The sequence below is a fragment of the Alkalihalobacillus bogoriensis ATCC BAA-922 genome (assembly GCF_000621445.1).
In the GTDB taxonomy this organism is placed as follows: Bacteria; Bacillota; Bacilli; order Bacillales; family Bacillaceae_F; genus Bacillus_AO; species Bacillus_AO bogoriense.
In genome coordinates this window covers 1-22,547 of record NZ_KK211281.1, presented here as the reverse complement: position 1 = coordinate 22,547, position 22,547 = coordinate 1, and the positions used below count along the sequence as shown (strand labels likewise).

Below are 22,547 nucleotides of genomic sequence, written 5' to 3'. Positions count from 1 at the left end.
CCTTTCTTCATGAACACAAAGGAGCCACCACACTTGTTGATGACTCACTTTGACTATTCTACATTTTCTAACATCGTAATTATTCTTTCCAAATCTGCTTCATTAAAAAACTCAATTTCTATTTTCCCTTTTTTCTTTCCTTTTCTAATGCTGACAGATGTTCCGAACCGATTTCGTAAGCTTTCTTCTTTTGCTTTAATAAAAGGAGAAAGAGGTGGTTTCTTTTTTGTTTCACGTGAAACATTTTCATTTAAACGTTGAACAAGCGCTTCTAATTCTCTTACACTTAACTTTTCCTGAAGAACTTTTTCAAGTAATACAGATAGTTTCTCTTTGTTTTTTAACCCTAATAATGCTCTTCCATGCCCCATTGAAAGTTTCCCATCTGAGATAAACTGTTGCACCACTTTAGGAAGATGTAATAATCGCAAATGATTTGCAATATGAGGGCGGCTTTTTCCTAACTTTGATGCTAATTGTTCTTGAGTCACTTTCATATGCTGCATAAGTTTATCATAAGCAACAGCTTCTTCAATCGGATTTAAGTCTTCACGTTGAAGATTTTCAATTAAAGCTAGTTCCATCATTTTGTCATCTGTTAATTCTTTTACGACAACAGGAACTGTTTGTAATTTTGCTGCAATAGCAGCCCGATAACGCCGCTCACCAACTACAATTTCATACCCTTTAATGCTTTTTCTTGCAATAAGAGGTTGTAAGATTCCGTGATTAAGAATGGATTCTTTTAATTCATTAATCGCTTCATCAGAAAATGTTTTACGCGGTTGATATGGATTCGGACGTAATTCATTAACCTTTACTTCTAAGACAGACTCATTTTTTTCATCCACTGCTTCTGGAAAAAAAGCTTGAAGCCCTTTACCCAACCCTTTGGCCATCAGCAACCACTTCCTTTGCTAATTCTAAATACACATCTGCTCCTCTTGATTTCGGGTCATAGATTATAATAGGTTGTCCATGACTTGGCGCTTCACCTAATCGTACGTTTCTTGGAATAATCGTTTCAAATACTTTTTCCCGAAAGTATTTTTTTACTTCATCAATAACTTGAATGCCTAAATTTGTTCTAGCATCCAACATTGTAAGTAATACACCTTCAATAGATAAATCTGTATTTAAATGTTTTTGAACAAGTCTGACTGTGTTTAACAATTGGCTAAGTCCTTCTAACGCGTAATATTCACATTGAACAGGAATAAGAACTGAATTCGCTGCCGTTAATGCATTAATCGTTAATAATCCTAACGAAGGTGGGCAATCGATAATAATGTAATCAAATTGATCATCCACTGCAGATAATGCTCGTTTTAATCGCACTTCCCTTGATATTGTCGGAACTAATTCAATTTCAGCTCCTGAAAGTTGAATTGTCGAAGGAATAATATGCAAATTTTCTACATTTGTTTGTCGAATTACATCTTGAGCAGCAACATCTTCTACTAAAATATCATAAATACATTGATCGACATCACCTTTTTCAATTCCAATTCCGCTTGTAGCATTCCCTTGAGGGTCAACATCTACAAGTAAAACACGTTTTCCTATATATGCTAAGCAGGCACTTAAGTTTACAGCCGATGTAGTTTTCCCTACTCCGCCTTTCTGGTTTGCAACAGCAATTATTTTCCCCATGCTGACACCTTCTTTCAACTCTACTACAATTTTACTTTCTTATTCTATCACGAAATGACAATAATGTTTTCTCATTTTATCATAATCATTTCTTTTTTGTAGAAAAATAAGCAAAAAATATTTATTGTATATATAAAAGAAGAAAAAAAACTCCTATTTTTAAATACCGTATTGTCTTTAACAGTTCAATGTGTTCGTCCATTACACTAACAATTTACTTCCTTTTTCTTATCAATTTAGTTTCAAATGACAACAGTAAAAAAACGTCAGTGAGAATTTAAACTCAACGACGTTTTTAATAGAATATAAAGTTTATAAAAATCATTGATTACTTTTTCTTCGGAATTCTAATCGTAATTTGATAAAAATCATCATGTTCTTCTTCATCTTTATCAATAGCTAACCCGCTTTTCATGACCATATCTACAGATTGACGAATCGTATTCATCGCAATTCTCATATCTTTTGAATAAGCACGGACTTGTGGTTTCTTTTTCTTATTTGTTGTTCCTTCTAATTTCATTTTCACTCGTTCTTCAGTTTGTTTTACATTAAGCCCTTTTTCAATTATTTCTTTCACCATTTCTTCTTGCCATTCTGGTTGTTTAAGAACAATAAGTGCACGGGCGTGTCGCTCTGTAATCTTTCTTTCTAAAATCGCTTCTTGTACAAGTTCAGGTAAATGTAACAAACGGAGTTTATTGGCGATAGTAGACTGACCTTTTCCTAACCTTTGAGCAAGACTTTCTTGAGTTAAACCATGTAAATCTAAAAGCTTTGCATAAGCTAAAGCTTCTTCAATAGCAGTTAACCCTTCTCTTTGTAAATTTTCAATTAAAGCGACAGAAGCTGTTTGTGAATCGTTAAACTCTTTAATAATAGCGGGAATCGTAACCCAACCAAGCTTAGTAACAGCTCTCCATCGTCTTTCCCCTGCTATAATTTCAAATTTCCCATCTCGTTCACGGACGACAATCGGTTGAATGACACCATGAGTACGAATTGTTTGTGCTAGTTCTTCAATACGTTCTTCATCAAAAACTGTACGTGGCTGAAAGCGATTAGGAACAATTTCAATAATAGGAATTTGTTTCACTTCTTCATTTTCAGTTTCAGTTACTTTTTCAGCTACATTTGCTTCTAAAGTGTCTTCTATTTCATTTGCATTTTCAACTTCATGTTCATTTCTTTCTCCGAAGCCCAATAGGCGTGAAAAAGGTTTCTTCATCGCCTGACACCACCTTTTGAGAAAATACCGATATTTTGTATGATACTAGATAATATTCGATATTTTTTTGTTTATTTCCTGCTTTTTCTCATAAGTCTTTTATATCTTTGTTTTTATCCCTTCGTCAAGTATAGAATAAAAAATGTTTCACGTGAAACAATTTTTATTCTATCGGTTGTTTGTTTGGTGTTCCCGGTTTTCTAGGATATTTTTTCGGCGTTTTTTCTATTTTATTTATAACAGCAATAAATCGTTCACTTTCTTCAATTGGAAGATGAAAAGGAATTTCTTTTTCTACTTTACCTCCTAAAAGGGAAAGTGCTTTTTTTGCTTCCTTTAATTCTTTTTTTCCATCTGGCCCTTTCATTGCGATAAAATACCCCTCTTTTTTGACTAAAGGTAAACAAAGTTCCGATAATACAGGCATTCTTGCTACCGCTCTTGCGAGACAAACATCATATTGCTCTCGATGTTTTGGATTTTGGCCAAATGTTTCCGCTCGATCATGGTAAAAGTGGCATTGTTCAAGTTCCAATTGTGTCGCTAAATGTTCTAGAAACCCAATTCTTTTATTTAAAGAATCCACGATATTCACTTGAATGGAAGGAAAACATATTTTAATCGGGATACTTGGAAAACCTGCACCTGCACCAACGTCAATAATTGATAATGGACGAGTAAAATCAAAATGAAAAGCAGCTGTAATTGAATCATAAAAATGTTTGATATACACATCGTCTTCGTTTGTAATCGCCGTTAAATTCATTTTTTCATTCCACTCTACTAATATCTCATAATAAAAATGGAATTGTTGTAATTGAAATTCAGAGAGCTCGATCCCTTGCTCTTTAAGCATACTAGGAAATTGTTGTTTACTCATGTATTCCTCCACTATTTGATTAGTCTTGTACCTTTGCTAATCTTCCCTGTTCTAGGTAAACAAGTAATATTGAGATATCTGCTGGATTCACACCGGAAACTCGCGAAGCTTGACCGACAGATAACGGGCGAACATTCGATAATTTTTGTTTTGCTTCCGTAGCCAAACCTGAGATTGCAAAATAATCAAGATCTTCAGGGATTTTTTTCTTATCCATTTTTCTTGCACGATCCACCTGTTGCATTTGTTTTTCTATATATCCTTCATATTTAATTTGAATTTCCACTTGTTCTGCAACATCTGAAGGAATTTCAATTTGTTCTAATAATAATGATGCAACATGCTCATAATGCAATTCAGGACGTTTTAATAAATGGGACGCTCGCACAGCATCATGTAAAGGAGATGAATCGACTTTTTCCAGTAATTCGTCCACTTCCTTTGATGGCTTAATGATGATTTTTTCTAATCGTTTCTTTTCACTTTCAATCATTACTTTCTTTTCAACAAAACGATCGTATCGTTCTTTTGTTAATAATCCAATGTCATATCCAATCGGAGATAAGCGTAAGTCTGCATTATCATGACGAAGCAATAAACGATGTTCCGCACGTGATGTTAATAATCGATAAGGTTCGTTAGTTCCTTTTGTGACTAAATCATCAATTAATACACCAATATAAGCTTCAGAGCGGTCTAAAATAATCCCCTCTTTTCCTTGAACTTTTCTTGCTGCATTAATTCCTGCCATAATCCCTTGGCCTGCTGCTTCCTCATATCCCGATGTTCCATTTATTTGTCCAGCGGTAAATAAACCTGCTATTTTTTTCGTTTCTAATGTTGGCCAAAGTTGAGTCGGTACAATTGCATCATATTCAATAGCATAGCCAGGACGCATCATTCGCACAGCTTCTAAGCCAGGAATTGACTTTAAAATCGATAATTGAACATCTTCTGGTAAACTTGTAGATAACCCTTGAACATAAACTTCCGATGTATTTCTTCCTTCTGGCTCTAAAAAGATTTGATGACGTGGCTTATCTGAAAAGCGAACAACTTTATCTTCAATCGAAGGACAATATCGCGGGCCTGTTCCTTCGATTACACCAGAGTACATAGGTGAACGACTTAAGTTTCCATTTATAATTTCATGGGTTTCTTCACTTGTATACGTTAACCAGCATGGTAGTTGGTCTGTAATATATTTTGTTGTTTCATATGAAAATGCGCGTGGTTTATCATCACCTGGTTGAATTTCTGTTTTATCATAATCGATTGTACTTCCATTTACACGGGGTGGCGTTCCTGTTTTGAAGCGGACCATCTCAAAACCAAGCTCTTGGAGGTGGTATGATAATTGAACGGAAGGCTGCATATTATTTGGGCCACTTTCATACGCTAAATCACCTAGAATAATTTTCCCACGCAAATAAGTTCCGGTTGTAACAATAACAGCTTTACTCCGGTACTCTGCTCCTGTGTTTGTAATAACCCCTTTACATACTCCGTCTTCGACAATTAAGCGTTCGACCATTCCTTGACGCAGAAGTAAATTTTCTTGCTCTTCAATTGTTTTTTTCATTTCATGTTGATACAAAAATTTATCCGCTTGTGCACGTAAAGCACGAACAGCTGGACCTTTCCCAGTATTTAACATTCTCATTTGGATATATGTTTTATCGATATTCTTTGCCATCTCGCCACCTAAAGCATCAAGCTCTCGGACAACAATACCTTTTGCTGGTCCTCCTACAGATGGATTACATGGCATAAAAGCGACTGCATCTAAATTCAATGTCAACATTAGTGTATTGGCTCCCATTCGAGCAGCAGCTAATCCCGCTTCACAACCAGCATGACCGGCACCTATGACGATGACATCAAATTCTCCACCAAAATATTGCACAGCTTACCCTCCTTATATATAAATTATTTTCCTAAACAAAATTGAGAAAATAATTGGTCAATTAAACTTTCATGAACTGTATCGCCAACAATTTCACCTAACTGTTCCCAAGCACGGGTAATATCAATTTGAATCATATCTACTGGCATACCTACTTCAATCGCTCCTAATGCATCTTCTACTGATTTTCTTGCTTGATGTAAAAGGGCAATATGCCTTGAATTAGAAACATAGGTCATATCTTCGGCTTCCATATTTCCTGTGAAAAATAAAGTTTTTATCGCTTCTTCTAGTTCGTCAATGCCTTCATCTTTTAAAATCGATGTTGTAACAACTGGTCGTGCTTGTGCCAATTGTTTCACTTTATCGAGGTTTATTTTTTGTGGTAAATCAGTTTTATTTACAATAATAATGGCATCCAACCCACGAATCGCTTCAAATAAAGCTTCATCTTCCTTTGATAATTCTTCTCCATAGTTCAATACGAGTAGTATGAGTTGTGCTTCCTTTAACTTTTGTCTAGAACGTTCCACACCCATTCGTTCGACAATATCCTCTGTTTCACGTATACCTGCCGTATCGATTAAACGTAAGGGAACACCTCTTACATTTACATACTCTTCAATCACGTCTCTCGTTGTTCCAGGAATATCTGTTACAATCGCTTTCATCTCGTGGACTAAGCTATTTAGTAAAGAGGACTTCCCTACATTTGGTCTACCGATAATAACGGTTGCTAGTCCCTCTCTTAAAATCTTCCCTTGCTCTGCCGTTGCAAGAAGCCGGTCAATTTCATGTAAAACCTCTGTTCCTTTTTCACGCAAAATAGAGGTTGTCATTTCTTCTGCATCATATTCTGGGTAATCAATATTCACTTCGACATGGGCAACGGTTTCAAGCAAAGCTTGGCGTAAATTTTTTATTTTTAACGATAACCGTCCTTCTAACTGCCCTAGTGCAACATTCATCGCACGGTCAGTTTTTGCCCGAATTAAATCGATTACTCCCTCTGCTTGAGATAAATCAATTCGACCGTTTAAAAATGCTCGTTTTGTAAACTCTCCCGGCTCAGCTAATCTTGCTCCCTCTTGTAAAATGCATTGAAGAACACGATTAACCGAAACTAGTCCACCATGACAATTTACTTCGACAATATTTTCACGTGTAAATGTTTTTGGACCATGTAAAACTGTTACCATGACTTCTTCTATGATCTCATTTGTTTTTGGATGATATATATGTCCATAATGGATCGTATGTGATTCTACCTCTGTTAGCTTCTTCTTTCCCCTATATAATCGGTCTGCAATCGCTATCGCATCTTGCCCGCTTAACCTAACGATAGCAATGGCTCCTTCTCCCATTGGCGTTGATATTGCTGCAATTGTATCCAACTCCATAGTATCACCTCCACTTTTTCAATGTATTTGGTTTATCCACATTTATATAAACAATATGTTCTTTTTTCTGTGAGTAAAAAATGACTTCCTAAATAAATAGAATATCATAATATTATCCACAACAAAAGATATTCACACCACTAGTTTACCCAAAACAACAACAACAAAAAACCTATCCACATGTGGATAGGTTTTTGCCCTTCAATTTATTCTTCTATTAACGCATGTAGTTCTTTTGTTAGTTTCTCTAAATCTGAAAAACTCGACACAATCTCTTCGATTCTCATATGTTGTTCATCCACACTTGCGACAATTTCCTCAACCGCAGCGCTTGATTGTTGTGTAATACTCGATACAGATGTCACTTCTTCTAAAATCAAACTTGAATCTTGTTCAAGCTTTTTAATGAATTCTTCGATCACGTTCGATTGCTCAACAACATGATTTGTATTCGTTAGAATATGGCGAAAAGTGTCTTCGGTTTGTTGTGACACAGCTAAACTATTTGCCACAGCTTGTTGTCCTTTGTTTACCTCCGTTGTTACACTAGTCGTTTTTTCTTGTATCGATTGTAAAATTGTTGAAATTTGCAATGTCGATTGTTTACTATCTTCCGCCAATTTACGAACTTCATCTGCTACAACAGCAAATCCTTTCCCATGTTCACCAGCACGTGCAGCTTCAATCGCAGCATTTAAAGCTAATAAGTTTGTTTGCTCAGATACTTCACTTATTTTATTTAAAATCGTCCCAATTTGTTGACTCTCATTGTTTAATTCTTTAATTAAAGTTACTGCTGAACCAATAATCTTATGAACTTCAGCCATTTCTGTTAGTAATGTTTGAACATCTTGATTACCTTTTGTCGTAATTTGGGACGTTTTCTCTGATAAATCTTTCATTACTTCAGAAGAATCTGCCACCGATGTGATAACCTGATTTGTCGACTGGAGAGAGTCATTAATATCGGTTACACTAACCGCTTGGGATTCAACACCCTTTGCCACTTCAGAAAAAGCAGCGGTTAATTCACTTGAAATTTTACTAGTAGCATCGACACTTCTTTTCACTTTTTCACTAAATTCGGTAATAACCCCTACCGAATTTGTCACTCTTTCTAAGAGAAGGTCAACTTTCTCCTTCCCTTCAGAGATTTCCTCATTGTTCTTTTCCATTTCTTTTTGCATATTCTCACCAATACGAGCTTGACCAATTAAAATCCCTGTAATAATGATTAAAAAGATATTAAATGAAACTAAATAATCATTTCCTAACCCAAAAAACATCGTATCACGGTAACTAATAAATAAATAATTTGTTAATAATATACCAACAAACCCAGATAAGGCAATGGAACGATAATTATGATACAACGTAATCAAAGCTAAACTTAAATAGACCATTAAATAGTTTGATAATTTAGGTGAAGTCGCGATCATCACTACTGTTAAAACGGCGATCCCTACAACAACATAATATTGTATATAGGGAGGAAACAGCTTTTTAATCGCAGCAATCTGAGTCGTGACTCCCAATATAATCCCTGTAATAAAGAAGGCAAGCATTCCCTGAAAGTGAATCCCACTTAGTACATTACTAATTAAACCGACTGCGAATGAAAACCATAACATTTTTGCCATTAATTTATTTCTTTCGATATAAACCAAGTGCTGTGAATTCATTGATGCACCCCTTTTTCATTTTTGCTGTGTCCGCTCGATTTTACTATTAAGAAAGAAATATCCGCTAGTATTCTTAACGAAACAGCTCTTTTTTTCATCATATTACAAATTGTAACAATATTCTACAAAATTATTTATTGTATGAATTGTTTTTCAAGAGTGTTAAACAAATACATGCTGGCTCTATTTAAATAATTCCACTTTCATTAGAAAAAGGCTGCCGATTTCTCGACAGCCTTTCTTTTTTCTCTTTATATTTGAGGGGTAATGACGATTCTTCGTCGGGGTTCATGCCCTTCAGAAATCGTTTTTACGCCTTCAATTTTTTGTAATGCAGCATGAATAATCTTTCTTTCATGTGCTTGCATTGGTTCTAGCTTCACTGCTTGTTTTGAATATTTCGCTTTGTTTGCTAGTCTTAACGCTAACTGCTCCAATGAGTCTTTTCTTCGTTTTCGATATTGCTCTGCATCAAGTTGAATTCGAATATACTGTTCAGAATAACGATTTGCAACTAAATTCACTAGATATTGTAAGGAATCAAGAGTTTGGCCTCTTTTTCCAATGACAGTACCTAAGTTTTTTCCTTCAAGATTTAAGACGATCGTATCGCCTTCTTCTTGTTTAGTTACTGAAGCTTGTACGTCCATCTTATGAATTAGCTCTTGGAGAAATTGGACACTTTCTTCGATAGCATCTCGTTTCATTTCGACTTCAACGATTGCAGGTTTTGAACCAATGAAACCAAAAAAGCCTTTCTGTGGTTCTTCCACCACATGGATGTCTACTCGTTCTTTTGTCGTATTTAGTTCTGCCAAAGCCTTTTCAACTGCTTCTTCCACCGTTTTTCCTGACGCAGTTATTTTTTTCACTTTTTCTTTCCTCCAGATTTACCTGCAGATTTATTTGTAGCTTTTCCTGTTGCTTTTTCTTCCGCTGTTTTCCCTACGTTTGGTCCTGTAATAAAATACGTTTGGACAATCATAAAGATATTACCAACAACCCAATACAAAGCAAGAGCTGCCGGGAAGAACATCGCAAAAACGGTAATCATGATAGGCATCATGTATAGTAAGATTTTCATCTGTGGATTATCCATGACCATCATCATTTTTTGCTGAATAAACGTTGTGATCCCCGCAATGATCGGAAGTAAATAAATCGGATCTGGTGCATCAAGTGCAAACCATAAGAAATCATGTCCACCAATTTCCTCAGTTCTCATAATAGCATGATAAAATGCTAAAAGAATCGGCATTTGGATTAAGACTGGGAAACATCCGGCAAGTGGATTAACTCCACGTTCCTGGAACATTTTCATCATTTCTTGTTGCAATTGTTGTTGTGTTTTTTGATCTTTTGCACTATATTTTTCTCTTAATTTTTGCATTTCTGGTTGAATCGCTTGCATTGCTTTTGCACTTTTCGTTTGTTTTATCATCAATGGTAGAATTAATAATCGAAGTAAAATTGTAACGACAATAATTGATAGACCGAAATCATCGTTAAACAAATCTGCAAAATAAATAATGACCCATGATAAAGGGTATACCAAATATGAATCCCAAAATCCCGTACTATCACGAGTAATTGGTTCCTCTAAATTGAAACAGCCTGTAAGAACAACCAACAAGGCAATAAACATGGCTGCTAAGCCTAACTTTCTACCCACAAAGCTTCCTCCTTGTCGTTTTTTCTGTTATTTTTTTTGTACATCTCTTTTCTGTCCAGCTCTTTCACTTCTTTTAATGACGTTTGCTTTTTTCATTACATGATACAAGCTTTTTTTCATTTCTTGAAAGTCCATGCTCGCCACTGGATTTCTTGCAATGACGACATAATCTATATTTTCTTTAATTTCTTCCTCTAACTCTTTAAAAATTTCACGGATAACCCGCTTAATCCGATTTCTCGTAACAGCATGGCCTACTTTTTTGCTCACAGACAGACCAATTCGAAAATGCTTTTGGTCTTCTTTATGTAAGACATATAATACAAATTGGCGGTTTGCATACGATTTTCCTTTATTAAAAACGACTGAAAACTCGTTATTCTTTTTAATTCGATACTCTTTTTTCATCTCCTGTTACACCTCAACACTCTCGTTTTGGATATATCTATGCATAACAGTAGAAAAAGACCACTGATGTCCAGTGGCCTATGCAGATAACACCTTTCTTCCCTTACGGCGACGACGAGCTAATACTTTACGGCCATTCTTAGTACTCATACGTGCACGGAAGCCGTGTACCTTTTTACGCTTACGGTTATTAGGTTGAAATGTTGGTTTTCCCATCTATAAACACCTCCCTGAGGATTATACTCAACATAGACATTCTTGTAAATTATACGGAAATTGAAGGTCGCTTGTCAAGGTAATATTCTTTTTCACTCGAAACAAGGAAAAAAGGAGCAGCTAAACGTACTTCTTCACCCTTACCTTTTATTCCTATATAACGACAATTCTCTCCTGTGGATAACAACATTCGACATTTTTTTCTTATCCCCATCGTTATAAACAAGTTTCACACATGATATAGTGTTGTGGATAAAAAATAAACACAAGCTGTAGTAGATTGTGGATAAACCTATAAAACCGTTGCAACTACATGTTATTTTTGATATTATATATTTGTTTTCACCCGTGGACAATCTATAATTCAATCACTTTTATCCACAAGCTGTGCATAACTTTGTGGACAGTTTATTTTTTTGTTTATTAACAATTCCACAAGTTGTTTATATCTTCACTTTTGACGTTTTTCTACTATATAATACATTTCTCCACATTAAATGTGTATTAAATATTTATGCAACGTTATTCAATGCTATGTACAAAACTTGTACATATTCTTTTTGTTTCATGTTTACTTATAGTAAAAGGAGGGGCGATTTTTGGAAAACCTTAATGATTTATGGGACCATGCACTAGCATCAATGGAAGCAAAAGTAAGCAAACCGAGCTTTGAAACTTGGCTAAAAGCAACAAAAGCAAGTGAACTTGAAAATGACACGATAACCATTACGGCTCCAAACGAATTTGCAAGAGATTGGTTAGAAAATAGATATTCCGGACTCATCGCGGAAACGTTAGAAGATATTACTGGCACGAGTCTTCAAGTGAAATTTATTATTCCCCAAAATCAGATTGAAGATTTCGGCATCGAACAAGAAGTGAAAAAATCTCCAAAAGAAACGGTCCAGGTCAATGGAGAAATACCAAAAAGTATGCTTAATCCAAAATATACATTTAACACCTTTGTTATAGGCTCAGGGAATCGTTTTGCCCATGCTGCTTCATTAGCAGTAGCCGAAGCCCCAGCAAAAGCTTATAATCCTTTGTTTATTTATGGTGGTGTTGGATTAGGAAAAACTCACTTAATGCATGCAATAGGTCATTATGTTATTGACCATAATCCTAATGCAAAAGTCGTTTATTTATCATCTGAAAAATTTACAAATGAATTTATAAATTCGATTCGTGATAACAAAGCGGTCAATTTTCGCAATAAATATCGAAATGTGGACGTGCTATTAATAGATGATATTCAGTTTCTAGCTGGAAAAGAACAAACACAAGAAGAATTTTTTCATACATTTAATGCATTACACGAAGAGAGCAAGCAAATTGTCATTTCAAGTGATCGGCCACCAAAAGAAATTCCAACATTAGAAGACCGATTACGTTCCCGCTTTGAATGGGGATTGATCACTGATATTACACCACCAGATCTGGAAACGCGGATTGCAATTTTACGTAAAAAAGCAAAAGCCGAAAATTTAGATATTCCAAATGAAGTGATGTTATATATTGCTAATCAAATTGATACGAATATTCGCGAGTTAGAAGGAGCATTAATTCGCGTTGTGGCGTATTCATCGTTAATAAATCAAGATATGAATGCTGATCTTGCTGCTGAGGCATTAAAGGATATTATTCCGAATTCAAAACCTAAAGTCCTCACAATTGGAGATATTCAAAAAGCAGTTGGAGAACAATACGGAGTGAAGTTAGAAGATTTCAAAGCAAAAAAACGAACAAAATCTGTTGCTTTTCCTAGACAAATAGCTATGTACTTAGCTCGAGAACTAACGGAAGCTTCTCTGCCTAAAATCGGCGGCGAGTTTGGTGGTCGAGATCATACGACCGTTATTCATGCTCATGAAAAAATCTCAAAATTATTAAGCACTGATGATGAGCTTCAACAAAAAATCCAAGAGCTTATGAGTGAATTAAGAAAATAATATGTGAATAACTGGGACTCACTTATTCACACACTATCCACATGTGAATAATTTAGCACTCTAACGTTTCACTGAGTTATCCACAAATTCACAAGCCCTATTACTATTACTACTATCTTTTTATAAAAAAAATAATATTAATAAAGGAGTTACATTATGCATTTTGTGATTCATCGTGATCGATTTGTTCATAGTGTTCAACACGTAACAAAAGCCGTATCATCTAGAACAACTGTTCCTATTTTAACAGGAATAAAAATCGTAGCGACAAACGAAGGAGTTACATTAACTGGAAGTGATTCTGATATTTCAATTGAAAGTTTCATTCCAGTAGAAGAAGATGATAAGGAATTCGTAAAAATCATTGAAGAAGGAAGTATCGTTTTACAAGCGAAGTTTTTTGCGGAAATCGTAAAAAAACTCCCTGAAGAACAAATTGAAATCATTGTACAAGACCAATTTGCGACAACATTGCGTTCAGGTTCCTCTGTTTTCAACTTAAATGGATTGGATCCTGAAGAATACCCAAGACTTCCTCAAATTGAAGAAGATAATATAATTCGTTTACCTCAAGACTTATTCCGAAATATTATTCGACAAACAGGGTTTGCTGTGTCGACTCAAGAAACAAGACCCGTGTTGACAGGTGTAAACTTCACTATTGAGAATAGCGAATTGACCTGTACTGCAACAGATAGTCATCGATTAGCGATGAGAAAGGCAATTGTTGAAACAAATAATGAAAATCTAGCATTTGAAAATGTCGTTATTCCTGGGAAGAGCTTAACGGAATTAAGTAAAATTCTTGAAGAAAGCGATAGTTTAATTGACCTTGTTGTCACAGAAAGTCAAATTTTATTTAAATTAAAAAATCTGTTATTTTTCTCACGTCTATTAGACGGAAAATATCCAGTTACGAAAAATATGATACCGACACACTCAAAAACGGATTTTGTCATTAAAACAAAACCATTTTTACAAACATTAGAACGTGCATTATTATTGTCTCGAGAAGGAAAAAATAATGTAGTAAATTTAAAAACATTAGAAAATGGAGTCATTGAAATTACTTCCGTTACACCAGAAGTTGGAAAAGTAACGGAAAAAGTTCAAAGTATGGAAGCGAACGGAGAAGATTTGCGTATATCGTTTAATGGAAAAAATGTCATTGATGCCTTAAAAGTGGTTGATTGTGATGAAATATCTATCGTATTTACTGGAGCAATGAGTCCGTTCGTTATTCGCCCTACGGATAATGATCACTCATTACATTTATTTTCACCTGTACGAACGTATTAAAAAATAAGCTTTCAAAGCGTTACTGCTATACCAAAACTTTTATACTTTCGTATATAAAAAAAAAGAGAGCAAATCGCTTCGCATTGCACCTTTAAAAAAAAGCAGCATGAAACAAACGTTTTAATGGTATTGGCGTTAAGGCAAATGTTTAGTACAATAGAAATATGATGGCAAAAGTGTAACAAAGACAGCATTTAGTGTAAACTAGAATAGCTGTCTTTTATTAGCGCGGAAACCTTTATGTCAGAAAGTGAGCGATCGAAATGGAACAAAGCATTCAAATTTCAACGGAGTATATTACGCTAGGTCAACTGTTAAAGGAAGCAGGGCTTATTGATACTGGCGGTCAAGCAAAGTGGTTTTTAGATGAATATAAAGTTTTTTTAAACGGAGAGCAAGAACAACGGAGAGGGAAAAAGCTATATTCTGGTGACCGAATTGAAATTGAAACTGGTGATTCATTTCTTATTGCAACAAAATAAGGGGGCTTCCCTTTGTATATAAAACAGTTACAACTTTCACATTACCGAAATTATGAGAATGTGTTGGTTTCATTTGAAGATAAGGTTAATGTCATATTAGGAGAAAATGCACAAGGGAAAACAAATTTAATTGAATCGATTTTTGTTTTAGCGTTAGCAAAGTCCCATCGTACGCCTCGAGATAAAGAGCTCATTAGCTGGGATAAAGATTATGCTAGAATTGAAGGAATTGTGGAACGACGAAATGGACCACTCAAGCTTGATGTTATCATTAGTGACAAAGGGAAGAAAGTAAAGCTAAATCATTTAGAACAGCGTAAACTAAGTGAATATATCGGTTCAGCTAATGTTGTTATGTTTGCTCCTGAAGATTTAAATATTGTAAAAGGCGCACCGCAAATCAGAAGGCGCTTTTTAGATATGGAAATAGGACAAATCAATCCAGTCTATCTCCACTATTTAGGAAAGTATCAAAAAATCCTTCAACAAAGGAATCATTTGTTAAAAGAGCTTCAAAAACAAAAGCAAAATCGTGTCATGCTTGATGTGTTAACCGAACAATTAGTCGAAGCGGGTTCAAAGGTTATTGAAAGACGCTATGAATTTTTACAATTACTACAATCTTGGGCAGAAACAATTCATTCTGATATTAGCCGAGGAAAAGAATCGTTAAAACTTGAATATAAACCGTCAATTGACGTATCAGAAAAGACAGAATTGTCGAAAATAGAACAAGTATTCTTTGAAGCTTTCGAAAAGATTGTAGATAAAGAAATCATGCGCGGATCAACCTTAATTGGACCTCATCGAGATGATATTGGTTTTACTGTGAATGCAAAAGATGTTCAAGTCTATGGTTCACAAGGACAACAACGAACAACAGCATTATCAGTAAAACTAGCAGAGATCGAATTAATAAAAGATAAAATTGGGGAATACCCGATTCTCTTACTAGATGATGTACTTTCAGAGTTAGATGATTATAGACAATCCCATTTGTTACATGCGATTCAAGGGAAAGTACAAACCTTTGTAACGACAACAAGTATCGATGGCATTGACCATCAAACATTAAAAGAAGCAGCAACATTTATCGTAACACAAGGCGATATTGAAAAAGTGAAATGAGGTGGGCGTTTGTTTATTCATTTGGGAGGAGACACGGTCATACGGTCAAAAGATGTCATAGCCATATTAAATAGTGATATGAAAGATTCTTCTGGAATTACAAAAGAGTTTTTACAAGCCCATAAAAAAGAAAGCAATGTCCAAGAAATTTCACAAGAAATTGTGAAATCCATCGTCATTACGATGGATAAAATCTATTATTCACCAATATCTTCTGTTACTTTAAAGCGAAGAGCGTTAGCTGTTACAGAATTAGAAAGTTTTGTCGAATAATAATTGAACGTAAATAACGAGATTGTCTAGCATGTACTTTGAATAAAGAAGTGAAGGTGAAGAAATTGACGAGTGAACAACATACTTATGATGAAAGTCAGATTCAGGTCCTTGAGGGCCTTGAAGCAGTTAGAAAAAGACCAGGGATGTATATTGGTTCAACAAGTGGCCGTGGACTACACCATTTAGTTTGGGAAATAGTCGATAACAGTATTGATGAAGCGATGGCAGGGTTTTGTGATACGATTACAGTCACAATTGAAGAAGATAACAGTATTACTGTTGAAGATAATGGACGTGGTATTCCAGTTGGGATTCATGAAAAGATGGGACGGCCAGCTGTTGAGGTTATTATGACAGTCCTACATGCTGGAGGAAAATTCGGTGGCGGAGGCTATAAAGTTTCTGGTGGATTGCACGGTGTAGGTGCTTCTGTCGTTAATGCATTGTCTACTTCACTAGAAGTCAATGTTCATCGTGAAGGGAAAATCCACTATCAACGTTTTGAACGTGGTGTTCCTCAAGGTGATTTAGAAGTCATTGGTGACACCGAAAAACGTGGAACGATCATATCTTTTAAACCAGATGGCGAGATCTTTACTGAAACAACAATTTATGAATATGAAATTTTAGCAAATCGTCTTCGTGAATTAGCTTTCTTAAATCGTGGATTAACAATTCATATTATCGATAATCGCGAAGATGGCAAATCAGCAACATATCATTATGAGGGTGGAATTGCTTCGTTTGTTGAGCATCTTAACCGTACACGGGAAAACTTACATGAACCACCTATTCATATTGAAGGTAACAAAGATGGGATTACGGTTGAAGTTGCTGTTCAATACAATGATAGCTATACGAGTAATATTTATTCTTTCGCAAATAACATTAATACGCACGAAGGTGGAACTCATGAATCAGGGTTTAAAACAGGGTTAACTCGTGTCATTAATGATTATGCACGTAAAAATAATTTATTTAAGGAAAGTGACCCGAACTTAACCGGTGAGGATGTCCGAGAAGGGTTAACCGCCATCATCTCAGTTAAAATTCCAGATCCACAGTTTGAAGGTCAAACAAAAACGAAATTAGGGAACAGTGAAGCACGAACGATTACCGATTCTTTATTTAGTGAGCATTTTGCACGATTTATGATAGAAAACCCACAAGTTGCAAGAAAAATTGTTGAAAAAGGACTTATGGCATCAAGAGCACGTGAAGCGGCGAAAAAAGCAAGAGAACTGACTAGACGTAAAAGTGCGTTAGAAGTAAGTGCTTTACCAGGGAAGTTAGCAGATTGTTCTTCAAAGGACGCATCCATTAGTGAAATTTATATCGTTGAGGGTGATTCAGCTGGTGGATCGGCAAAACAAGGTCGAGACCGTCATTTCCAAGCGATTTTACCGTTACGTGGAAAAATTATTAACGTTGAAAAAGCACGTTTAGATAAAATTTTAGCGAATAATGAAATCCGCACAATTATTACTGCATTAGGAACAGGCATTGGTGATGACTTTGATATTGAAAAAGCGCGTTACCATAAAGTCATTATCATGACAGATGCTGATGTAGACGGTGCTCATATTCGTACGTTAATTTTGACATTTTTCTATCGTTATATGCGTCCATTAATTGAACGTGGTTATATCTATATTGCACAACCACCTTTGTTTAAAATTCAACAAGGAAGAGATATTCAATATGCTTATAATGAGCGGGACCTTGAATTAATTATGGAGCAAGTCTCTGATAAAACGAAAATCGGCATCCAGCGTTATAAAGGTTTAGGAGAAATGAATCCGACACAATTATGGGAAACGACAATGGATCCAGAAACGCGAACGACGCTTCAAGTTACACTAGAAGATGCGATGAAAGCAGATGAAATCTTTGAAATTTTAATGGGAGATCGAGTGGAACCGCGTCGTGATTTCATTCAAGAAAATGCCCAATATGTAAAGAATTTAGATATCTAAGTGGTAGGAAGAACGAAGATGGAGGTTTATATATAAATGGCAGACCAGGAGCAATCAAGAGTTAAAGAAATAAATATTAGTCAAGAGATGAAAACATCTTTTATGGACTATGCCATGAGTGTTATTGTTAGCCGTGCACTGCCTGATGTTCGAGATGGATTGAAACCTGTTCACCGTCGAATATTATATGCGATGAATGAGTTAGGCATGACAGCAGACAAAGCCTATAAAAAATCCGCACGTATTGTCGGAGAAGTTATTGGTAAATACCATCCTCATGGTGACTCAGCGGTATATGAAACAATGGTTCGTATGGCTCAAGATTTCAGTTATCGCTACATGTTAGTTGATGGCCATGGGAACTTTGGTTCTGTTGATGGCGACTCGGCTGCAGCGATGCGTTATACGGAAGCCAAAATGTCAAAAATTTCAATGGAGCTTGTTCGAGATATTAATAAAGATACCATTGATTATCAAGATAACTATGATGGCTCAGAGCGAGAGCCTGTTGTATTACCATCTCGCTTCCCAAACCTTCTAGTTAATGGTGCTTCTGGAATTGCAGTCGGAATGGCGACTAATATTCCTCCTCATCAGCTTGGAGAAGTAATTGATGGTGTATTAGCTGTCAGTAAAGATCCTGATATTAGTATTCCAGAATTGATGGACTATATTCCAGGACCTGATTTTCCAACAGGTGCGGAGATTCTCGGAATTAGTGGGATTCGAAAAGCGTATCAAACAGGGCGGGGTTCGATTACATTACGAGCTCAAACACATATTGAAGAACAAGCAAGTGGTAAACAAAGAATTATAGTTTCTGAATTACCGTATCAAGTAAATAAAGCAAAATTAATTGAAAAAATTGCGGAGCTTGTACGTGAAAAGAAAATCGAAGGAATTACAGATTTACGAGACGAATCTGATCGTAATGGAATGAGAATCGTCATTGAAGTAAGAAGAGATGCTAATTCCAATGTTCTTTTAAATAATTTATATAAACAAACGGCGCTTCAAACAAGCTTTGGGATTAACTTGCTTGCGTTAGTTGATGGGCAACCAAAAGTATTGAATTTAAAAGAGTGCCTCAGTCATTATTTAGATCATCAAAAAGTTGTTATTACTCGTCGCACGCAATTTGAACTGAAAAAAGCAGAAGCACGAGCGCATATTTTAGAAGGTTTACGAATTGCCCTTGACCATATTGATGAAATCATTTCATTAATCCGTGGCTCGCAAACAACTGAAATTGCAAGAAATGGCTTAATGGAACAATTTTCTTTAAGTTATGAACAAGCCCAAGCGATTCTTGATATGAGATTGCAGCGTTTAACTGGGTTAGAGCGGGATAAAATTGAGGCTGAGTACAATGAATTAGTTGCTCGCATTGCCGAGTTACGTGCAATTTTAGCGGATGAAGAAAAAGTGTTAGAAATCATTCGGGAGGAATTGCTTGAAGTAAAAGAGAGATTTAATGATGAGCGCCGCACAATCATTTCATTTGGAGAAGACCAATTTGAAGATGAAGATTTAATTCCACGTCAAAATATCGTCATTACACTTTCTCATAATGGCTATATTAAGCGGATGCCAATTACGACATATAGAAGTCAAAAGCGTGGGGGCAAAGGTGTACAAGGAATGGGAACAAATGATAATGATTTTGTTCAGCATTTATTTACAACAAATTCTCACCATACGATTTTATTTTTCACAAACAAAGGAAAAGTCTATCGCTTAAAAGGCTATGAAATCCCTGATTTAGGTCGTACAGCAAAAGGCATACCGATTATTAACCTCCTGCAGATCGAGCAAGGGGAATATATTAGTACGGTAATTCCAATTGAGGAATTTAAAGAAAATTACTATTTATTCTTCTTAACGAAACATGGAATTTGTAAACGTACGGCTCTTTCTTCGTTTGCGAATATTCGAAAAGGTGGATTATTTGCAATTAACCTACGTGATGATGATGAACTTCATGGTGTCCGTTTAACAGATGGAAACCGAGAAATAATTATCGGTACAAAACAAGGGTTAGCCATCCGCTTCCATGAAGATGATGTTCGTTTAATGGGTCGTACAGCAACAGGTGTTAAAGGAATGACGTTATCAAATGATGACCTTGTTGTTGGAATGGATACAATTGAAGAAGGTCACGATATTTTAATTGTGACAGAAAAAGGTTATGGAAAACGAACGCCAATTGAAGATTATCGCCTCCAACATCGTGGTGGTAAAGGAATAAAAACTTGTAACATTACGGATAAAAATGGCCCACTTGTTTCGTTAACGGTTGTTTCGAATGACCATGATTTAATGATTATTACCGCTAGTGGTGTCATCATTCGATTGCATGTTAATGAAATTTCAACGATGAGCAGAAATACACAAGGGGTAACGTTAATCCGGGTTAATGAAGGTGAAGAAGTATCGACTGTAGCACGAGTTGATATTGATGATGAGGAAGTAACGGAAACAGACGTAGACACAATGGAAGAGTCTGACGAGGAATATGTACGAAAAGAAGAAACGGAAAGTATGGATGAAGATCCATCAACAGAAGAATAATAAAAGGAAAAGGAGAAGGGAGACCTTCTTCTTTTTTTATTGAGGATATGAGTTATGACCTAAAAAAAAGTTAATAAATGTAATTTATATAGTTATCTTTAATAAAAATTACTTTTTAATTCACAACATATCTCGTATAATTAAAGAAATAAATAAAATTATTTAGAACAAAAGTAGTGTTTTGGAGTCAAGTGGAAAAGGGGGTTACACCATGAAGATAAAACGAAGTCAATTACAAGAAGGTTGTATCCTTGAAAAGGATATTATGTTGCTAGGACATTATCCCCTGCTAAAAGAAAATACCGTTATTGATAAACAATGGTTAGAAATTATAGATGCTTTTTTAATCGATGACCTTGAAGTCGAGGATAAGTTAGTAACGGGTGAAAAATTTGTTGTACGGGCCATTCCAAAAGCAGAGGATGAAGATAGAGAGATTATCTCAACGGAAAAAGCATTTATTAATTTTTACTTAGATGCCGTGCAAGAATATAAAAAGCATTTTGACTTATGGAAAGCTGGTTATCATGTTTCAATTACAGACATGCAACAAATTCTTTATCCTTTAATCGGAAAAGTAATAAATGAGCCAAAATATTTACTCCATTTTCATTTCTTTGGAACAAAAGAAGATTATTTGGCTCACCATGCCATTTCTGTGGGTGTGTTATCCGCGTATATAGCTAAAAAACTTAACTTATCGAAAAAAGAATGGAGCCAGGTCGGTATGGCGGGTGTTTTAGCTGATTGTGGTATGGCCAAACTCTCTCCCACATTACTTCAAAAGACGTCTGAGCTTACAAGTGGGGAATATGAACTGATAAAAAAACACCCTGTTCATGGTTATAAAATGTTAAAAGAGTCTGGAGGAATTGCTCCTGAAATATTGTTAGCTGTCCTTCAACATCATGAAAGAGAAGATGGAAGTGGCTATCCTTTAAGTGCACCAGCTAATAAAATTCATGTATTCAGTCAAATTATTGCCGTTTGTGATGTTTACCATGCGTTAATTTCGGATAAAGTATATAAATCTAAAATTACTCCTTATGAAGCATTAGAAGTTTTGAAAAATGAGGAATTTGGAAAATTTCAACTTAGTGTTGTAAAAACTTTAACAGAAACGATTATGAATTTTGCAATTGGTTCTAAAGTGAGGCTTTCTAATGGCCAAAAAGCAGAAATTATATTTGTTGATGAAAATCATTTGTCAAAACCAATGGTGAAAGATACTGAAACTGGTGACATCATTAATTTAAAAGAAAAAAGAGAAATAACAATAAGCCATATTTTATAATTTTATTATCCGTGGTTGTTTACCTATAATTACCACGGATAATAAGTTGATTATTTTTTCTTAACATGATATTATTGAATTCCTGTCGCTGACAAACAACATTTTATAAAAAAGTTAAAATGGTTGTTGACAATGATAGTGTTAAAATGATATGATATTCAAGTCGCTGTTGGACACTGCATGTCTGACACCGCAAATAGCTCTTTGAAAACTGAACAAGAAAAAGCCAAGCGAATTAAAGAGATAGTAATATCTCGTCAATGAATTATTTTTGAGCTATATCAAACACTTTTATGGAGAGTTTGATCCTGGCTCAGGACGAACGCTGGCGGCGTGCCTAATACATGCAAGTCGAGCGGACTGATGGGAGCTTGCTCCCTGATGTTAGCGGCGGACGGGTGAGTAACACGTGGGCAACCTGCCCTGTAGACTGGGATAACATCGAGAAATCGGTGCTAATACCGGATAATAGATGGAATTGCATAATTCCATTTTAAAAGATGGCTCCGGCTATCACTACAGGATGG

The 22,547-nt window shown here is 35.5% G+C and carries 19 protein-coding genes and 1 rRNA gene; 9 read left to right on the top strand and 11 right to left on the bottom strand.

Annotated features, from left to right (window positions below):
* Window positions 1-53 precede the first annotated feature (53 nt).
* From T323_RS0123865 to rpmH, 11 genes are all read right to left on the bottom strand, one after another.
* A complete protein-coding gene (locus T323_RS0123865; protein WP_026675524.1) occupies window positions 54-899 on the bottom strand; it encodes a ParB/RepB/Spo0J family partition protein in 846 nt (281 codons plus the stop codon).
* Window positions 880-1,653 carry a ParA family protein gene (locus T323_RS0123860; protein WP_026675523.1) on the bottom strand — a complete coding sequence of 258 codons (774 nt, stop codon included), beginning with the start codon at window positions 1,651-1,653 and terminating at the stop codon, window positions 880-882. Before T323_RS0123860 ends, T323_RS0123865 begins: the two co-directional genes overlap by 20 nt.
* A 328-nt stretch (window positions 1,654-1,981) precedes the next feature.
* Window positions 1,982-2,881, bottom strand: coding sequence for a nucleoid occlusion protein (gene noc / locus T323_RS0123855; RefSeq protein ID WP_026675522.1), 900 nt, complete (start codon window positions 2,879-2,881; stop codon window positions 1,982-1,984).
* A gap of 163 nt (window positions 2,882-3,044) precedes the next feature.
* Window positions 3,045-3,761 carry a 16S rRNA (guanine(527)-N(7))-methyltransferase RsmG gene (rsmG, locus tag T323_RS0123850; RefSeq protein WP_026675521.1) on the bottom strand — a complete coding sequence of 239 codons (717 nt, stop codon included), beginning with the start codon at window positions 3,759-3,761 and terminating at the stop codon, window positions 3,045-3,047.
* 19 nt (window positions 3,762-3,780) lie between these two features.
* Complete coding sequence (gene mnmG, locus T323_RS0123845) at window positions 3,781-5,667, bottom strand: tRNA uridine-5-carboxymethylaminomethyl(34) synthesis enzyme MnmG (RefSeq protein ID WP_026675520.1); 1,887 nt, start codon at window positions 5,665-5,667, stop codon at window positions 3,781-3,783.
* Between the two features lie 23 nt (window positions 5,668-5,690).
* The gene (gene mnmE / locus T323_RS0123840; protein WP_026675519.1) at window positions 5,691-7,067 is read right to left on the bottom strand and encodes a tRNA uridine-5-carboxymethylaminomethyl(34) synthesis GTPase MnmE; all 1,377 of its coding nucleotides are present in this window, start codon (window positions 7,065-7,067) and stop codon (window positions 5,691-5,693) included.
* A 206-nt stretch (window positions 7,068-7,273) separates the two neighbouring features.
* Window positions 7,274-8,749: a methyl-accepting chemotaxis protein gene (locus T323_RS0123835; RefSeq protein ID WP_026675518.1), complete on the bottom strand. Its 1,476-nt coding sequence runs from the start codon at window positions 8,747-8,749 to the stop codon at window positions 7,274-7,276.
* Window positions 8,750-9,000: 251 nt separating this feature from the next.
* Window positions 9,001-9,621 carry an RNA-binding cell elongation regulator Jag/EloR gene (gene jag, locus T323_RS0123830; protein ID WP_026675517.1) on the bottom strand — a complete coding sequence of 207 codons (621 nt, stop codon included), beginning with the start codon at window positions 9,619-9,621 and terminating at the stop codon, window positions 9,001-9,003.
* Window positions 9,618-10,421: a YidC family membrane integrase SpoIIIJ gene (gene spoIIIJ, locus T323_RS0123825; RefSeq protein WP_026675516.1), complete on the bottom strand. Its 804-nt coding sequence runs from the start codon at window positions 10,419-10,421 to the stop codon at window positions 9,618-9,620. The genes jag and spoIIIJ overlap by 4 nt, the downstream gene beginning before the upstream one ends.
* 27 nt (window positions 10,422-10,448) lie before the next feature.
* Window positions 10,449-10,829, bottom strand: coding sequence for a ribonuclease P protein component (gene rnpA, locus T323_RS0123820; RefSeq protein ID WP_026675515.1), 381 nt, complete (start codon window positions 10,827-10,829; stop codon window positions 10,449-10,451).
* Window positions 10,830-10,907: 78 nt separating this feature from the next.
* Window positions 10,908-11,045 (bottom strand): 50S ribosomal protein L34, encoded by a 138-nt coding sequence (gene rpmH, locus T323_RS0123815; protein ID WP_003323480.1) that lies wholly within the window; start codon window positions 11,043-11,045, stop codon window positions 10,908-10,910.
* Window positions 11,046-11,644: 599 nt separating this feature from the next.
* On the opposite strand from rpmH, the gene dnaA reads away from it, so the two are divergent.
* The 9 genes from dnaA to T323_RS0123770 form a co-directional block, all read left to right on the top strand.
* Entirely contained in the window at window positions 11,645-12,994 is a 1,350-nt protein-coding gene (dnaA, locus tag T323_RS0123810; protein WP_026675514.1) for a chromosomal replication initiator protein DnaA, read from the top strand.
* Window positions 12,995-13,150: 156 nt separating this feature from the next.
* A complete protein-coding gene (dnaN, locus tag T323_RS0123805) occupies window positions 13,151-14,293 on the top strand; it encodes a DNA polymerase III subunit beta (RefSeq protein WP_026675513.1) in 1,143 nt (380 codons plus the stop codon).
* Between the two features lie 263 nt (window positions 14,294-14,556).
* On the top strand, window positions 14,557-14,775 hold the full coding sequence (gene yaaA, locus T323_RS0123800; protein WP_026675512.1) for a S4 domain-containing protein YaaA: 219 nt from the start codon (window positions 14,557-14,559) through the stop codon (window positions 14,773-14,775).
* Between the two features lie 12 nt (window positions 14,776-14,787).
* Window positions 14,788-15,903: a DNA replication/repair protein RecF gene (gene recF / locus T323_RS0123795; RefSeq protein ID WP_026675511.1), complete on the top strand. Its 1,116-nt coding sequence runs from the start codon at window positions 14,788-14,790 to the stop codon at window positions 15,901-15,903.
* Window positions 15,904-15,912: 9 nt separating this feature from the next.
* Window positions 15,913-16,176: an extracellular matrix regulator RemB gene (gene remB / locus T323_RS0123790; protein WP_026675510.1), complete on the top strand. Its 264-nt coding sequence runs from the start codon at window positions 15,913-15,915 to the stop codon at window positions 16,174-16,176.
* A 65-nt stretch (window positions 16,177-16,241) separates the two neighbouring features.
* Entirely contained in the window at window positions 16,242-18,155 is a 1,914-nt protein-coding gene (gene gyrB / locus T323_RS0123785; RefSeq protein ID WP_026675509.1) for a DNA topoisomerase (ATP-hydrolyzing) subunit B, read from the top strand.
* A 36-nt stretch (window positions 18,156-18,191) separates the two neighbouring features.
* Complete coding sequence (gene gyrA / locus T323_RS0123780; RefSeq protein ID WP_026675508.1) at window positions 18,192-20,726, top strand: DNA gyrase subunit A; 2,535 nt, start codon at window positions 18,192-18,194, stop codon at window positions 20,724-20,726.
* A 211-nt stretch (window positions 20,727-20,937) separates the two neighbouring features.
* Window positions 20,938-22,020, top strand: a complete 1,083-nt coding sequence (locus tag T323_RS0123775; RefSeq protein ID WP_026675507.1) for an HD-GYP domain-containing protein — start codon at window positions 20,938-20,940, stop codon at window positions 22,018-22,020.
* Between the two features lie 290 nt (window positions 22,021-22,310).
* Window positions 22,311-22,547, top strand: a 16S ribosomal RNA gene (locus T323_RS0123770); the annotation flags it as partial.

Coding starts and splice junctions, on each gene's coding strand:
- T323_RS0123865 (WP_026675524.1), bottom strand. CDS start 899: ATGGCCAAAGGGTTGGGTAAAGGGCTTCAAGCTTTTTTTCCAGAAGCA.
- T323_RS0123860 (WP_026675523.1), bottom strand. CDS start 1,653: ATGGGGAAAATAATTGCTGTTGCAAACCAGAAAGGCGGAGTAGGGAAA.
- noc (WP_026675522.1), bottom strand. CDS start 2,881: ATGAAGAAACCTTTTTCACGCCTATTGGGCTTCGGAGAAAGAAATGAA.
- rsmG (WP_026675521.1), bottom strand. CDS start 3,761: ATGAGTAAACAACAATTTCCTAGTATGCTTAAAGAGCAAGGGATCGAG.
- mnmE (WP_026675519.1), bottom strand. CDS start 7,067: ATGGAGTTGGATACAATTGCAGCAATATCAACGCCAATGGGAGAAGGA.
- T323_RS0123835 (WP_026675518.1), bottom strand. CDS start 8,749: ATGAATTCACAGCACTTGGTTTATATCGAAAGAAATAAATTAATGGCA.
- rnpA (WP_026675515.1), bottom strand. CDS start 10,829: ATGAAAAAAGAGTATCGAATTAAAAAGAATAACGAGTTTTCAGTCGTT.
- rpmH (WP_003323480.1), bottom strand. CDS start 11,045: ATGGGAAAACCAACATTTCAACCTAATAACCGTAAGCGTAAAAAGGTA.
- dnaN (WP_026675513.1), top strand. CDS start 13,151: ATGCATTTTGTGATTCATCGTGATCGATTTGTTCATAGTGTTCAACAC.
- yaaA (WP_026675512.1), top strand. CDS start 14,557: ATGGAACAAAGCATTCAAATTTCAACGGAGTATATTACGCTAGGTCAA.
- gyrA (WP_026675508.1), top strand. CDS start 18,192: ATGGCAGACCAGGAGCAATCAAGAGTTAAAGAAATAAATATTAGTCAA.
- T323_RS0123775 (WP_026675507.1), top strand. CDS start 20,938: ATGAAGATAAAACGAAGTCAATTACAAGAAGGTTGTATCCTTGAAAAG.